Origin of the sequence: Vibrio sp. ED002, assembly GCF_023277445.1 — a bacterium.
GTDB classification, from domain to species: Bacteria; Pseudomonadota; Gammaproteobacteria; order Enterobacterales; family Vibrionaceae; genus Vibrio; species Vibrio jasicida.
Map to the genome: position 1 here is coordinate 939,249 of NZ_CP080239.1, position 14,802 is coordinate 954,050.

Consider the following 14,802-nt stretch of genomic DNA (forward strand, 5'->3'; position numbering starts at 1 on the left):
AACAACTCCTAGAATTGAATTTTTTAATTAAGAAATAAATTTTTTGATTTAGTGCTCTTCAACAGCCATTCCGAGGTAAACCACGGTCAGAACCATAAAAATAAATGCTTGAAGCACAACAATTAGTATGTGGAATAGTGCCCAAGGAACACTAAGTGCCCATTGCATCCACCATGGCATTAACGCAATTAGTATGAATATCATTTCACCTGCGTACATATTGCCAAATAATCGAAGACCTAAAGATATTGGTTTAGAAATTAATGTTACCAATTCAAGAACTAAGTTCACTGGGTATAACAGAGGATGAGAAAATGGTTGAGTAGTTAACTCTTTAATAAACCCTTTCACACCTTTGTTTTTAAACGTATAACCTAAAACCAAAATAAATACGCCTAATGCCATCGACATCGTAATATTGACGTCGGCTGAAGGTAAGTCACGGAAGTGCTCGACACCTACTGAACGAGTCAGCGCTGGAATCAAATCAACCGGCAACAAATCAACGGCATTCATTAATAACACCCAAACAAATATTGTCAGAGCTAAAGGGCCTATAATCTTGTCTTTAGCTAGAAATATTTCTTTTACGATATTATCGACGAACTCAAATACCATCTCGATCAAACACTGGAATCGTCCCGGAACTCCTTTCGTTCCTTTCGTCACCGCAAAGCGGAATGAAAGGATGAAAACAAGTCCCGTCAACCAAACCATGATCATGGAATCAAGGTTAATTCCAAACCATCCGTTTCCGGTGGTGAGAAAGGTCAGGTGGTGCTCAATATACTCATGAGCGGACTGGACAGTATCCATTTATGCCTTCCTTTCGAAGCGGTCTCTGAACAGCGGCGTTAAGAAGTGACCAAACATCGTCACACAAAAGCCTATCAGGACCACGATGTTGCGAAGAGCCATAAATCGAAACGTCAAAACAAACATTACAATGGTGTAGATGACTTTGATATTTCGACTCAGATGCATGAGGTCACGCAAACTCTCTTCTGGTTTCACCCTAGATTTAATGGACGCGAATACCATGCCGAACAGAGATGGTAGAATCGCGATGAGCACCCCAGTAATCGCTGACTCAGCACTTAGAGATCCACTTCGCATGTATTCATAAGCGATGAATACCAGACCCAAAGTTGCTTGAGCAATAAGAATCCTTTTACCAGCTACCAATATTGGATCGTCGTGAATATTAGCTTCCATAAATCACCCTTTAAAATAATTTCGAATTAAACTTCTGATAATTAAACTTCACAAAATACATCAGCCAAGTGACGACAAATTATATTCTGATAAAACCTACTCACAGAATTAATTTAACCTGATAATTATTGTTCACATATTAATAAATCAAAACGGAACCACTCCGTATTTCCGTTTCCCAGGAAATATACACCGATAATTTTAATAATCTGAATCGAAAAACTTGCAAATTATCATTCCATTTTTGAAGTGTTATTTTATTTGAACATTCCAAAAATGAAATATACATTGGTTAAGCCGTCTTTATCAGGGTTAAGACGAAAAGCTTGTCACATGGAAGTGACACTCCATCACGAAAGGAGTTAAAGTGATTTATAGGTTATATAATTTTAAAATATACCGACATTAATATATAGCCTACTAATAAACCTGTTTAATATTGCAATGAAATAGCTTTTAAATAGAAACTTAAAAGATAAGAATTAAATATATGTGAAATATATTATTTCTTTGCGTCATCTGTAGCACGTTAAAATAGACATCTCATGTACTTATTGCGATTAAAAAGAACAAAAAAAGGACGCTGATTCAGCGTCCTTTTTCGTTTTATTTCTTATTACTTGCCTGCTTATCGAGTTGCGGCAAGGCTTTGGGTATTGCCCACTTCTGGCGTTTTGGCTTCAGTGCTTGTATCCCTTTCCAAAGCGCATTCATCAAGCTTGCGTCCTCTTGCCCCTCATGTAGGCGCTGTGAACGCTTCTGCCAAACGTCAGAGTCATTGGCTTTACTCATTTCAAGACCACCCGTGTTGCTTCTCAGCTGCTTATACAAGCTTGCTCGAGCAGCGCCCCATCGATTCGCTTTCACCATTCGTCTGAACACTAACCATGGAGGCGTAGGACGAGAACGATAATAACGGTGAATGCTCAAGGCGGCGATAGCGAGAACAAATAGCGTCACTGCGCTGCCAATCAACCAGCCCGAATAAGCTCTAACAAACGATTTGAATGTATGCTTGGCTTTGAAGGTCTTGCCCTCAATCACCACCGTTTCCAGCTCTTTACTCTTACTATTCCACCATTGGAACTTGTGTTCAGGCAAAGTGAACTCACCGCCCTGTTGGATCACATACACGCTTTCTTCTATTCGACTCGATTGGTAATCGCCACGCGTTTGCTCATCGTCTAAGCGGTTTGGTTGAGGGTATGCTTGATAACTGGCAGTAGAATCATTGGATAACAAGTCTGGAAGCAACACTGACAAACTGTCTTGTGCATTAATCGTAATAGTGCGAGTGATTGCATCACCGACTTTCAATTCATCGTTAGACGTTGTCCATTTCTGATCCACACTCACCTTAGTCGCGGTAAACCATGCAGACTCATCACTGAGCAAACCAGAAGGCATAGACGCTTCGAACTTAATTGGCTGCGTATAAAGCGTACCAGCCACTTTCGAACCATCAGGCGCAGAGACTTGCACACCAACGGCGACCGGTGGAATCACAAATTGTCCCGAGGCTTGCGGATACAAGGTTATTTCCCAACGCTGACGAGACCACGTTTGCCCCCCTTTACGCTCGGTATAGTTAGTTGCTAATTGGTTACGCTGCTTCGCAATCACGTTAGGGATTTCTACGCTGCCAATGCGTGTACCACCGCTGAACCAGCGAGGGGTTGCTACTTCGATGTACAAGATCACCTGCTCATTCACGCTGAACTTAGGTGCTTCCTTCGTATCGGCCCCTGCTCCCTGCTTACCAACCCATGCTAACAATTCAACATCATTGCTGCGCTGCAAGTCTTGAATGTCTTGCGCGTTCGCCAAGCCAGTAAAAAACAAGGTAAACATCATCAAGATAGTGCTTAGACGCCCAACCACGGAGTCAGCGCCAAGTTTGAATGCATTCATCATTGTGCTTGCTCCTCTTCTTGTTGCGGTTCTGGCTTCGGCTCCGTTTTCAAGGGTTCACGCAGTTGAATTTGGAATTTAGCGCGCAAGAAGTACTTAGGATCGGCCTCTACGCGTTTTAACCACTTATCCGCCAGTTCTTGGCTGCCAAGGATTTCGTTCGCATTGAGTTTCTCTTTCAGCATTAATTCAGCCGCGGTTTTTTCGTCTGCCCCATCTGCCGTTTGCGGGTTGTCACCCAGTTCAAACGACTCTTCGGGTCCGTCTGTTGTCCCCGCTTGGCTTTCACTGGTACGGTTAATCTCTTCGACAATGCCACCAATGACTTTTAGGTTGTGCTCGACGTCTGGTCGTAATTGCTCACTCAAGGTGTCTTTGTCTGCCAGTGTTTGCAACAAATTAAGTGCGGCCAAATACTCACGTTGACGCGCCAACGCACTCGCAGCGTTGTATAAGCCATAGTCTTTTACCGCATCTGATGGGTCGTTTTGCATCTCCAAGAAAGCGGTATGAGCCAGTTTGTATTCGCCTGCGTAATAATAAGCTGTCCCTTTACGCAACGGATCCGTAAAGTGCTTTGCTGCCTCAAGGTATTCGTTTTTGTTGAACAAACGCTGTCCTTGTTGATTTGGCGTGAGCCATAAATCCCACCACCATTGAGACGCTTTATCCCAGACAGTTACCTCTTGCACCACTCCAGGCTTATCCGCTTTGAGCGAGACGGTTTCCGCCATTGCTTTTGGCGTCATAAATAGGGACGTTGATACCATCGCCACCACACACCATTGCACTAGCCAGCCTTTGCGGAACCAAAGCATCATAATGAGCGCAATTGGGAACAGCAGTTGATAGCCCATGTCTTTCCAAGGCATGGATGATTCGCCATTGAGTTGCATGTTTCGCTCAACAAAACGGTTCAGCTTGTCTATATCGCTGTTGGATACCGTCACTTCAACAAGGCGTCCACCAGTCGCGCCGGCAAGATTATTTAACGAGTCCAAGTCGACAGGGTTGTTAGAAACAATGTCCGAGTTACCCGCTGCCAAGATAAGCAATTGATAAGGCTTGTCGGCAAAGTAGTTTTTGTAAGCGGTAATGGTTGCCGGGTTGACACCATCCGTAACCAACAGAACCGTAGAACCCGGTTGGCCTTGTAATTGTTGGTCAATCAAAGGCAACGCCGTCTCAGCAAGTTTACCTTCAACTGGCATGATTTCTGGTGTTATCGCCGCTAGAAACGGTTCGAATACTTTGCTGTCTTGCGTCACAGGCATCGCGACATGAGCAGAACCCGCATACACAACCAACCCAGTGCTGCCACCTTTTCTTGCTGCCAATAGGTCACGGATCTTTTGCTTTGAGCGTTCCAAACGGCTTGGAGGAAGGTCTTTTTGCAACATTGAATCGTTGTTGTCTAATACCACCAGCATGGAGGCTTTATCCTCGCCAAATGGAGAAGCTTGGCGCTCCCAAGAAGGTCCGGCACAGATGATGATCGCAATCGCTACTATCACCATAAGCAGCTTGAGTGGCAGTTGTTTTCGCCAACCATAGTCGCCAATCGTTAGTGCTTTACGTAAATGCTCAGGAAGAATGTCTTTCCAGCTTGGTTTGGATTCTTCTCGCCACCTTAACCAAAGCAAAAGAAACATAGGGATGAACGCCAATAGCCACATTGGACGAATGAAATGGAACTGTGTGAAGAACTGTTCTAGCCCCATACTAGTGAAAGGAGAATCAAACATGGCGCTCTCCTTTTACGTTGTCTGCTTGTGCAGAAGCTTCACTGGTCACTGATAGTCGACGACGCTTAAATGTTGCCAACGAGAACGCGGTTAAATACATCGCAACCACCAAAGCCATTAAGTAATGATGCAAGCTTTGCTTGGGACGGTAAGTGGTACTTTCATAAAGCTGTGGCTCTAACTTACCAATCTCATCATAGGCTTTAGCAAGTTCGTCACGGTTGAGCGCTTCAAACGCCTCACCACCGGATTCTTTGGCAATACGTTTGATCGTATTCATATCTAGTGCAGTTTCACCCACGGTTTGTGGATCACCCATGGCAATCACGTGGATACGTACATCTTTGGCTTTCGCGACTTTCGCCGCATCAATCGGCTCAACGAAGCTTCCGGTATCATTACCATCTGTCAGAACAATGGCGACTTTCTCTTTGTTCTCTTCTACGTCGGTACGCGACTTTTCACTTTGCTCAAACACCTTAATCGCCAAGCCAATTGCATCACCTAAGTGAGTACTTTGCCCAGCCATCGCCACATCCGTTTGGTTAAGCAACTCTAACCACACTTTTTGATCGGGCGTGAAAGGGGTTTGAACAAATGCCGCATCGCCAAACAAGATTAACCCTAAGCGGTCGCCTTTGCGCGTTTTGGCAAAGTCACTCAATACTTCTTTGGCTGCATCGAGACGAGAGATCTTTTCACCGGTTTTGGATGTGAAGTCTTGCTCTGCCATTGAGCCAGACAAATCGACGACGACCATAACATCGCGGCCTAAGCTTTCACGCACCTGTGGCTCGCCAAGTACTGTCGGCTTTGCCATTGCGGTCACGACCAAAAGCCAAGAGATGATGAGCGTTGCGCGCTGCCACCAGCTCGGAGTGAGTTGGCTTGCGCCTTCTGACGGCGTTTCACCAATCGCATCCACAAGCTGACTAAAGAACGGCACTTTGATGGCCATTTGTTTGGTGCGGTAAGCTGGGACGAGGAAATACACTACCAAAGGCAGCGGCAAGATGATGAGCCAAAGCGGATGCTCAAACTCAAAACTGCTCATGCCAAGCCATGAAGCAAGAAGATCACCCATGGCGACCTCCTTTTAATGCACGCGCTTTGTAGGCAAGCGTGCGCTTTTCAATGTTGTGAGCGTTCTCATCGTGCTCTTTCACCCACTCAGTTGCACGTTCAAAAAGTTGTAAACGCTCTGTTTTTTCCAGTTCGACACTTGGGTCAACGATACTTTGCAGCCATCGCTTAGATATTTCATCATCAAACAATTTGTGCTTGGGGTTAAGCTCATCTAACTTGCGCAGGAACGCGGTATCAAACAAGCGAGCATGAGAGCTATCAAGATGGATTAAGACGATTTTCAGAATCGAGAACAGCGCTTTCGGCATGCTGACGTCATCTGGTGTTAAACGAGAAATCGCTTCAATAGCTTCTTTACGGTAACGGTTATCCCACCAGTGGTGTGCCAGTCGGTAGCCGACATACATGAGTACAATCGCACCCACAATTGCAAGGATCTTCCAACCAATGGTTTGTGGCACCCAGCTGACGCTTTCTGGCACCGCGACATCATGCAGTTCACGCAGAATATACGTGCTTGGAGGCGTGTGTAAGTCTGTCATTTACCGGCCTCCAACGAGTTTTTGGAATTGAGTAATGTGGTCACCTGTTGTATCGATTTCGATATGAGGCAGCTTTTTGATTGCCATGAGTTGTGCTAGTGATTGACGTTGTAACTGAGCTTTCTCAACCAAACTGGCACTGGCGGCATCGACTTTGGCTTTGCTGTCTAAGTTGAGCTGGTAACGACCATCACCAATCACCCATTTCACTTTCGCCAAATTTTGAGGAAGCGACTGCTCTAGAGGATCGCTTACCATCACCGCTAACACGTCATTATGCTGTTGAAGCTGCTTAAGGTGATCAAGGTGGTGCTCTTCGCAATCGCGCCAATCACTGATGAAAATCAGCGTAGATTGTTTTAGCTTCATCCGTTTGATGAGCTCAATCCATTTACTGAACGTCACTTTGTCTGAATCTAACGAGTCCACATTTAAGCGCTGGTTGGCTTGAGAGAGTCGTTTCAGTTGAGCGAGCAAATCGTTTTGGGAACGCTGAGCTTTGCTGTGGTATAGAGCAGAATCAGAGGCGATAACAAACCCAACTCGGTCACCGTCTTTCAATACTCGCCAACCACACATAGCCGCCACTTCAGCAGCGACCACAGATTTCATGACCTCGGTCGAGGCGAAAAACATCGCACTGCGCTGATCTACACAGACAATCACATTACGATCTTTTTCTTCGGTGTAACTGCGCACATGAGGCTTGCCTGTGCGCATGGTGACTTTCCAATCTAGGTTTCGGATGTCGTCCCCTAGTTGGTAATGGCGCAGTTCTTCAAAGTTCAAACCACGTCCGCGGAACAATGAGTTATGACGACCAGAAAGCACACTGCCCGCTTTTAAATGAGGCAGCAGGCTGAAAGATTCGGCTTGCGCTTGTAAACGCACCAAGCGTGAGTAATCGCAATACAAGCGAGGGTCGAGCCCTTGGGATTGAGGAGCAAGCGTTGGCTTTGCCATAGTCCCTCCTGCTTATCCGATTTCTACACAATCAAGCAACTCTTGCACTACACGTTGATGATCAACACCATCGGCAAGCGCATCGTAAGATAGTGAGAAGCGATGTCCCAGCACCGAAGGCACCATTGCACGTACGTCATCAGGCGTTACATGGTCACGCCCTTGTAGCCACGCATAAGCTCGAGCACATTTGTCTAACGAGATAGATGCACGAGGACTCGCACCGATTTCGATCCATTTTTGTAGCTGGGAATCGGCGTAACGCTCTGGTTTACGTGTCGCCATTACCAACGCTACGATGTAGCTTTCGACTAATTCAGACACGGCTATAGAAGGAAGTTGGCGACGCGCTTCAATCACTAATTCAGGCTCGATGTGTTTTGGCGTCACTAGCTCATTACTGGTTTCTGAACCCAACTCTTCACTGCGTACCAGACGAATGATATCGCGCTCGGCTTCATCTTCTGGGTAATCAACAGTCACTTTCATGATAAAACGGTCCATCTGCGCTTCTGGCAATGGATACGTCCCCTCTTGCTCCACAGGGTTTTGCGTTGCAAGCACCATAAACAACTCAGGCAAGACGTGTGTCTTATCACCCACTGTGATCGTACCTTCTGCCATTGCTTCTAGCAGTGCGGCTTGTACTTTTGCTGGCGCACGGTTCACCTCATCCGCTAACACAATGCTGTTGAAAATTGGTCCCGGTTGGAAGTGGAGTTGAGGCTTACCATCCAACTCTTGGTACACTTCGGTACCTGTTACGTCTGAAGGTAATAAGTCGGGTGTAAACTGAATACGACCAAAACTGGTGTTAAGTAGGTTCGCAAGCGACTTCACCGAGCGGGTTTTTGCCGTTCCCGGTAAGCCCTCTAAAAGTACGTGACCATTGGTCAATAACCCTATCACCAAAGCCTGAACCACATGGCTTTGTCCAATGACGCTTTTTTCAGTTTGTTCGATTAATTCATTAATGGCTTGTTGTGCGTGGTTCATAGTGTGCCTATTGAGTTTACGGGAGCCTGAGCGTTAAAAGTTGAGTATAAGACTGAAAGTAATAACTAAAGGTTATATTCGCTATATTCACCTGAGTTGTAAGACTTTATTAACCTTGATATGCCAACCAGGATTGGCAGCGAATGGTCAAAGAACATTTTTATTCCCGGACACAAGTAGTTTAGACCAGCCTCACCATTCGGCGCGGTAAGTAACCGATTTTTTGGGCATTCTCCCCAGCAATACTTCAAATACGGGCAATCAAGGCAGTATTGCGGCAAAGAAGACTTTTTCGCCATGCCAAAGCTGTATTGACGAGTTGAGATTGCAATTTCATTCAGAGATCGGTCATGAATGTTAGCCAGTTGGTATTCCGGATAAACGTAGTGATCACAGCTAAACACATCCCCATTGTGTTCAATCGCTAGGCCTTTGCCGCAGAACTCTGCGCTAACACACAACTGCGAAGGCATCCCCATCACTTGCACGACAGCGGTTTCGAAAAGGTTGACCAAGACTCTGCCAAGATCGTTGTTCACCCATTCTTCAAATACAGCAATCAGAAACTCGCCCCACTCTTCTGCATCGACCGACCAGTCCGTAACCACTGACATCAAATGTCCCGGCTTTGCTAATTCGCTGCCAAGTTTTGGAGACATGTTTTCTTTCCAGAAATGGGGAGCGGTTTGAGTGAAAGACCGAGGTTCAACACAAGGTGTGAATTGGATATAAGTGACGCCGAGTTCTTGAGTGAGGAAGCGATACACTTCGAGCGGATATTTGGCGTTAAAGCGGTTTACTGTCACCAACGCATTGAATGACACATTATAACGCTTCATCAGGTCAACGGCTTGCATGACGCGTTGAAAGGTCGGTTTTCCACTTCGGGTTTTGCGGTATTTATCGTGGATAAATTCAGGACCATCTATCGATAAACCAACCAGAAACCCGTGGTCATGCAGAAACTGACACCAAGCCTCGTTTAATAACAGGCCATTGGTTTGAAGGTCGTTTTCGATGCGAACGCCTTGTTTAGCGTATTTGTTTTGCAGTTCGACAACCTTCTTGAAGTAATCCAACCCCAACAGTGTTGGTTCACCACCCTGCCAAGAAAACACAACCTCCTCACCATCTTGGCTTTCGATATAGCTCTTTATGAATGCCTCAAGTGTTGCATCGTCCATTTTTGGTTGAGTGCCTTGATTGAGTAATTCATCTTTGTGCAGATAAAAACAGTACTGACAATCGATATTGCATTTTGCCCCGCCCGGTTTCGCCATCACGTGAAAACGTCGTTCGACTTTATCACTATTAGATACAAACGCCGTTTTGAGGGGAGTTAATGCCATTTGAGTAGTATGAATGTGAGTTTGTTTTTTCATAAAGAACGATCTCGAAAGCAGAAGAAAGTCAGCGCCCAAGTTGGGCGCTGTATTTAAGGACAATAACTAGGGTCTATAGACCTATGGACAAAACGTTATTTCGGAACAAACGAGCCCGGAGCCATACGCGGCGGGTACTCTTTGAAGGTTTCCATGACCTCTTTTACTTTTTCAACCGCAGGCATCATCAAGAATGAACGTTCGTACATCCAACGGTCGTAACCCATACCAGTATCGCCACGCTCAAATGGGTCGATACTCAAATCATAGATTTGTGGTACACGGAGTTTAGTAAATGGTTTCTTCCAGATATCTAAACCGGTTTCGTTTTCTTGAATCAAGAAGTGATATTTGTATTTGCCGTAACGTAAAGCCAGTAAATCGCCGTCATCACTCCAGTAAACAAATTCGTTACGAGCAGACTTGTCCGTTTTACCCGTTAGGTAAGGCAGTTGGTTGTAACCGTCTAAGTGAACGTTGTAGTTCATATCGCCCACTTTCTTGCCTTTCAACAGTTCTTGTTTGACGTTGCTGTTGCCCGCCGCAGCGACCAATGTTGGTAAGAAGTCTTCCAGAGACACAATGCCGTTAAACGTCGTGCCCGCTTGGATATGGCCCGGCCACTTAATCACTGCAGGAACACGGAAGCCACCTTCCCAACCGGTGTTTTTCTCACTACGGAATGGCGTCATACCCGCGTCTGGCCACAAGTTGATCATTGGGCCGTTATCTGTGGTGTAAACAATGATGGTGTTGTCATCAACGCCAAGCTCTTTAATCTTATTGAGCAAGTGACCAATTTGATCATCGTGTTGCTTCACACCATCGGCGTAAAAACCTGCACCTGTTTTACCTTTGTAGTCGTCTGGAACGTGCGTGAAGTTGTGCATGCGCGTGGTGTTAAACCACGTAAAGAAAGGCTTGTCGGCTTTGACTTGTTTCTCGATAAACTTCTCCGCTTCATCTAGGAACTCGTCATCAACCGTTTCCATGCGTTTGCGCGTCAATGGGCCGGTATCTTCAATCTTGCCATCCGCATAAGAGTGGATCACACCACGAGGACCGAACTTCTTCTTAAATTCAGGATCTTGTGGGTAGTCAACGTTCTCCGGCTCTTCTTCCGCATTTAAGTGGTAGAGGTTGCCAAAGAACTCGTCGAAACCGTGGTTGGTCGGCAAGTGTTCATCGCGGTCACCAAGGTGGTTTTTACCAAATTGACCCGTTGCGTAACCAAGGTCACGTAGCAGTGTCGCAATAGTTGGATCTTTCTCAGAAATCCCTTCTTTCGCTCCTGGCAAACCAACCTTAGACAAGCCGGTACGTTTTGGCATTTGTCCCGTGATGAACGCAGAGCGACCTGCCGTTGAGCTTTGCTGAGCGTAGAAGTTGGTAAACTTAGCACCGTCTCTTGCAATGCTATCAATATTTGGTGTGCTGTAAGCCAGCATACCACCGTTGTAAGCACTCAAGTTCCAGTAACCGACATCGTCACCAAAGATAACGAGAATGTTAGGCTGTTCTGCCGAGTAAGCGGTCGCGGTCGCTGATGCCGCTCCGATCGCAAGCGTACAAGCGTTTAATACCAACTTCTTGACGCGTTTTTTATCGTGGTTTGCCATAAAAGGGCTCCATAAATCCGTTGCTGCGAATCTTGGTAGAAATCAGATACCAAGATTTGATTAAGATAAAACTTGTTATTTGACGGATAAATAGAGTTCAGATACGTTGATATATAAATTTAGTTTATGGGTAACAAGATGGACTTAAACTTGATTCAAACTTTTTTGGTGGTCGCTGAGTATCAGTCCTACACCAAAGCGGCCGACTATTTAGGCCTTACGCAACCTGCGGTGAGCGCTTCGATTAAACGGCTCGAACAAGTGGTAGGAAAACAGCTTTTCGTCAAACAAGGACGAGGGATCGCACCCACTTCAACCGCGTATCAACTCATGCCGCAGTTTCGTCAGGCAGTGAGCATCGTAGACAACGCCATTTCAGAAAGAACCACTTTTCAAGTCTGCTGCTCAGAAACCTTACTCCACAGTTTAAATCCGATTGAAAACGTTGTTTTCCACGAGTCTCCACCGGAAAAGTACTTGTTGTTTGAACAAATTCGACAGCAAAAAATGGATTTAGTGATTGATACCATTATCACCAAAGACTCCTCTTTCGTGATAGAAAACGCCTACGATGAACCCGCAATGATCATCTGTCGTCAAAGTCATCCAAGAATCCAAGGGACACTGAGCCGAGAAGATTTTTATCGTGAAACTCACTGTATATTTTCAGGCAAGTGGAACAACACTTCTGGCTTCGAGCAACTGGCAAAAGAGCCGATTCAGGAGCGAAATGTAGAGATCGTAACGTCATCTTTGGCGGGGATGGCAATGTATGTTGCACAACGAGATTGTCTAGGCGTTGTTTCTCGATCGTTTGCGATGAAATGGAGTAAGGCACTCAAGTTACAGATCCTTGAATGCCCGATTGAAATCGACCGTATCCCCTATAAATTCGTCTATCATAAGCGTGATGAGCACAATCCCGCTCATCAGCGCTTAAGGGAACAGGTCAAGCAACAACTTGAGTTTGCCCATGCCGCTCCTATTGATTTATAGAGGCTCTTAAACGCTGAATCACATCAGCTGTCGCAAACTCTCCTAGTTGCTTCAAACACTGCTCAAAAGCAAATGCAACAGAGCCATCTTTGTAGTTTCTAGCCAGCACCTCACATTCCGCAAACAAGTGCTGTGGGTTGCCTCCCACTTTGTAAGCGGTGTTCAACGCTTTACTGGCCGCAAGCACGTCTGAGTTCTCCAGAGCGAGCCCATAAACATACCAATACTGCGGGTTGTGTTCTGCCGTTTCAGCCGCTTGTTTCAAATATTGGTTTGCCTTAGCGCTATCTCCAACACGAAGCCATGCCAAACCCGCGCTGTAAGGCAAAGCACTCGATTTCGGCTGAGCTTCAATCCCGGCCATCAAGGTTTCTAATGCTTTTTTGTCATTGCCCTGTGCACGATACAAATCGGCTAAGTTTGCATAGCTGTTCTCGAAGTAAGGTTCTATTTCAATCGCCTTTTGGTAAGACGCAATGGCTTTGTCTGTTTCGCCAAGGTCTCGATAGACGTTCGCCAGATTAGTTCGTCCAAAGCCTCGATCCGCATTGAAACGCTGGATTTCCATGTAATCTTCCAACGGCTGACGAATCTTATCGCGTTGCAGCGGGTTCATCTCTGGATAATGACGGACCAACGCACCCGCAGTTTCAGCACGCACCGATAAGACAGGATCACTCAGTAATGATTCGAGGATTTGCCACCGGTCACTGAACTCATAACCAGAAGACCCAGCAACAGCCCCAAGACGAATCATGTCGCTTTCATGCTTCACCGCTCTTGCCAATGACACTAAGGTGTTTTGCCCAGTATTGCCGCCCATTCTCTCCAAAGTTGATGCACGAATAATATCACTCAACGATGAGTCTTGAGCAGAATACGCTAACGCATCAGGCGCACCACGATGACCAATAGAATCGGCGTAGAATGCCACGGCAAAGTGTTTTTGATTGCGGTATTTCGAATTCGGGAACCACTCACCTATTTTCTGATCCGCCCACTGATTGGTTTCGTCTTCATGACATGATGTACAGACGTTTGGCGTATTGATGTGCTGGCTCAGATCTGGACGTGGCACATGCCAACTGTGGTCACGACGCGGGTCAACTTGCATGTAGGTCGTTTCCGGCATGTGGCAAGTGGTGCATTGGGATGCCTCGGTATTTGCCTCATGGAAGGTGTGATTCTCCGGCATGTAGTCAGACGCAATATGGCACTGAGCACAAACCGCTTCTTCAGGGATTTTTAACTCTGCGGTATGAGGATCGTGGCAGTTGGTACAAGTTACCCCTTTCTCTGCCATGGCAGACTGCAAAAATGAGCCATAAACGTAATCTTCATCGTAAATCTGACCATCGTGATAATAGAGCTCCGGTGTAATTAGGCTTAGACGATATTTATCCAAGAAGGAGCCTTTAACATGGTCCGCACTTTCATTTAACTGTGTACGACGGCTATGACACTGCGCACAGGTTTGAACTTGATGAGTCATCGCGATTTCTTTTGGTTGGAGCGTGCTGTGCCCTTCTTCGTAGACCCACTCTTTTACTGCCATACCTAAATCTCGATCAAAGCCATAATGGTTCGCTGAGGTGATGGTATTCCCAGATTTTTCCGCTTGTTTGGCAAGTTCTACGTGTTCACTGGCTGGGCCATGACATGCTTCGCAACCGACATTGATTTCTGACCATGTTGTTGAATACGTATTGGCAGTTGCATCGTAGTTTTTTTCTAGATTGGTTGAATGGCAATCAGCACACATGAAGTTCCAATTCTGACCCGTGTTCGTCCAGTAAAACTCATCTTTGGGAGTGGTGTCGGGATAAAGATGGAACCAGCGCTGTCCGCCTTCTTGCTTGGCTCTCGAATCCCAAGCGAAAGGAATTAACTGCACACGCCCGTCTTCAAATTCCACCATGTATTGTTGGAGCGGCTCCCACGCAAAGGTGTAGCTGATTTTGTAATCATGCCACTCACCATCAGGCCCTTGGATATTGACCCAATATTCACTCCCTTTTCGATAGAAGCGATTTGGCTTACCTTCAAAAGTGAATGTGTGGTCATCAAAATCACCGAGAACGGATTCCGCATCGGCATGACGCATCGCCATATCGTGATGAGAACCTTGCCACGCTTCGGTTTCTTTCTTGTGGCAATCAATACACGCTTCGCTGCCTACGTAAGTTTGCGTTGAAGAATTGATTGATTGTGGTACGACCGACACGGTTTCTTGTGCAGAAGCTGACCGTTTAGATACTGTTTCCTGTGCAAACAGAGAAAAACTGACGAGCGCTGCTAGGCCGATCAAAGCCTGCTTCCAACTTGCCCACTGAGTCATAACTGTCCT

12 protein-coding genes are annotated in these 14,802 nt (G+C 46.0%); 1 reads left to right on the forward strand and 11 read right to left on the reverse strand.

Annotated features, from left to right (window positions below; all coding sequences use genetic code 11):
• Positions 1–48: 48 nt before the first annotated feature.
• From atpB to ITG12_RS20965, 10 genes are all read right to left on the reverse strand, one after another.
• A complete protein-coding gene (gene atpB / locus ITG12_RS20920) occupies positions 49–816 on the reverse strand; it encodes a F0F1 ATP synthase subunit A (RefSeq protein WP_038867911.1) in 768 nt (255 codons plus the stop codon).
• Positions 817–1,215 carry an ATP synthase subunit I gene (locus ITG12_RS20925; RefSeq protein WP_005431832.1) on the reverse strand — a complete coding sequence of 133 codons (399 nt, stop codon included), beginning with the start codon at positions 1,213–1,215 and terminating at the stop codon, positions 817–819.
• A gap of 606 nt (positions 1,216–1,821) precedes the next feature.
• Positions 1,822–3,129, reverse strand: coding sequence for a BatD family protein (locus tag ITG12_RS20930; protein WP_248874974.1), 1,308 nt, complete (start codon positions 3,127–3,129; stop codon positions 1,822–1,824).
• Entirely contained in the window at positions 3,126–4,871 is a 1,746-nt protein-coding gene (locus ITG12_RS20935) for a VWA domain-containing protein (protein WP_248874975.1), read from the reverse strand. The genes ITG12_RS20930 and ITG12_RS20935 overlap by 4 nt, the downstream gene beginning before the upstream one ends.
• Positions 4,864–5,955, reverse strand: a complete 1,092-nt coding sequence (locus ITG12_RS20940; protein WP_248874977.1) for a VWA domain-containing protein — start codon at positions 5,953–5,955, stop codon at positions 4,864–4,866. The genes ITG12_RS20935 and ITG12_RS20940 overlap by 8 nt, the downstream gene beginning before the upstream one ends.
• The gene (locus tag ITG12_RS20945) at positions 5,948–6,499 is read right to left on the reverse strand and encodes a DUF4381 domain-containing protein (protein WP_248874979.1); all 552 of its coding nucleotides are present in this window, start codon (positions 6,497–6,499) and stop codon (positions 5,948–5,950) included. The genes ITG12_RS20940 and ITG12_RS20945 overlap by 8 nt, the downstream gene beginning before the upstream one ends.
• Positions 6,500–7,462: a DUF58 domain-containing protein gene (locus ITG12_RS20950; RefSeq protein WP_038867924.1), complete on the reverse strand. Its 963-nt coding sequence runs from the start codon at positions 7,460–7,462 to the stop codon at positions 6,500–6,502.
• Positions 7,463–7,474: 12 nt separating this feature from the next.
• Complete coding sequence (locus ITG12_RS20955; protein ID WP_038867926.1) at positions 7,475–8,458, reverse strand: MoxR family ATPase; 984 nt, start codon at positions 8,456–8,458, stop codon at positions 7,475–7,477.
• A 65-nt stretch (positions 8,459–8,523) separates the two neighbouring features.
• Positions 8,524–9,840, reverse strand: coding sequence for an anaerobic sulfatase maturase (locus ITG12_RS20960; protein ID WP_248874981.1), 1,317 nt, complete (start codon positions 9,838–9,840; stop codon positions 8,524–8,526).
• A 95-nt stretch (positions 9,841–9,935) separates the two neighbouring features.
• Positions 9,936–11,459, reverse strand: a complete 1,524-nt coding sequence (locus ITG12_RS20965; RefSeq protein ID WP_248874983.1) for an arylsulfatase — start codon at positions 11,457–11,459, stop codon at positions 9,936–9,938.
• A gap of 126 nt (positions 11,460–11,585) precedes the next feature.
• Here ITG12_RS20965 and ITG12_RS20970 point away from each other — a divergent pair, with 126 nt between their 5' ends.
• A complete protein-coding gene (locus ITG12_RS20970) occupies positions 11,586–12,455 on the forward strand; it encodes a LysR family transcriptional regulator (RefSeq protein ID WP_038867932.1) in 870 nt (289 codons plus the stop codon).
• Here ITG12_RS20970 and ITG12_RS20975 read toward each other — a convergent pair.
• On the reverse strand, positions 12,442–14,793 hold the full coding sequence (locus ITG12_RS20975; protein ID WP_248874985.1) for a multiheme c-type cytochrome: 2,352 nt from the start codon (positions 14,791–14,793) through the stop codon (positions 12,442–12,444). The two genes, ITG12_RS20970 and ITG12_RS20975, sit on opposite strands and share 14 nt — an antisense overlap.
• Positions 14,794–14,802: the final 9 nt, after the last annotated feature.

Excerpts from the sequence above, each read along its gene's own strand:
- atpB (WP_038867911.1), bottom strand. The coding sequence starts at position 816 with ATGGATACTGTCCAGTCCGCTCATGAGTATATTGAGCACCACCTGACC.
- ITG12_RS20925 (WP_005431832.1), bottom strand. The coding sequence starts at position 1,215 with ATGGAAGCTAATATTCACGACGATCCAATATTGGTAGCTGGTAAAAGG.
- ITG12_RS20930 (WP_248874974.1), bottom strand. The coding sequence starts at position 3,129 with ATGATGAATGCATTCAAACTTGGCGCTGACTCCGTGGTTGGGCGTCTA.
- ITG12_RS20935 (WP_248874975.1), bottom strand. The coding sequence starts at position 4,871 with ATGTTTGATTCTCCTTTCACTAGTATGGGGCTAGAACAGTTCTTCACA.
- ITG12_RS20940 (WP_248874977.1), bottom strand. The coding sequence starts at position 5,955 with ATGGGTGATCTTCTTGCTTCATGGCTTGGCATGAGCAGTTTTGAGTTT.
- ITG12_RS20945 (WP_248874979.1), bottom strand. The coding sequence starts at position 6,499 with ATGACAGACTTACACACGCCTCCAAGCACGTATATTCTGCGTGAACTG.
- ITG12_RS20950 (WP_038867924.1), bottom strand. The coding sequence starts at position 7,462 with ATGGCAAAGCCAACGCTTGCTCCTCAATCCCAAGGGCTCGACCCTCGC.
- ITG12_RS20955 (WP_038867926.1), bottom strand. The coding sequence starts at position 8,458 with ATGAACCACGCACAACAAGCCATTAATGAATTAATCGAACAAACTGAA.
- ITG12_RS20960 (WP_248874981.1), bottom strand. The coding sequence starts at position 9,840 with ATGAAAAAACAAACTCACATTCATACTACTCAAATGGCATTAACTCCC.
- ITG12_RS20965 (WP_248874983.1), bottom strand. The coding sequence starts at position 11,459 with ATGGCAAACCACGATAAAAAACGCGTCAAGAAGTTGGTATTAAACGCT.
- ITG12_RS20970 (WP_038867932.1), top strand. The coding sequence starts at position 11,586 with ATGGGTAACAAGATGGACTTAAACTTGATTCAAACTTTTTTGGTGGTC.
- ITG12_RS20975 (WP_248874985.1), bottom strand. The coding sequence starts at position 14,793 with ATGACTCAGTGGGCAAGTTGGAAGCAGGCTTTGATCGGCCTAGCAGCG.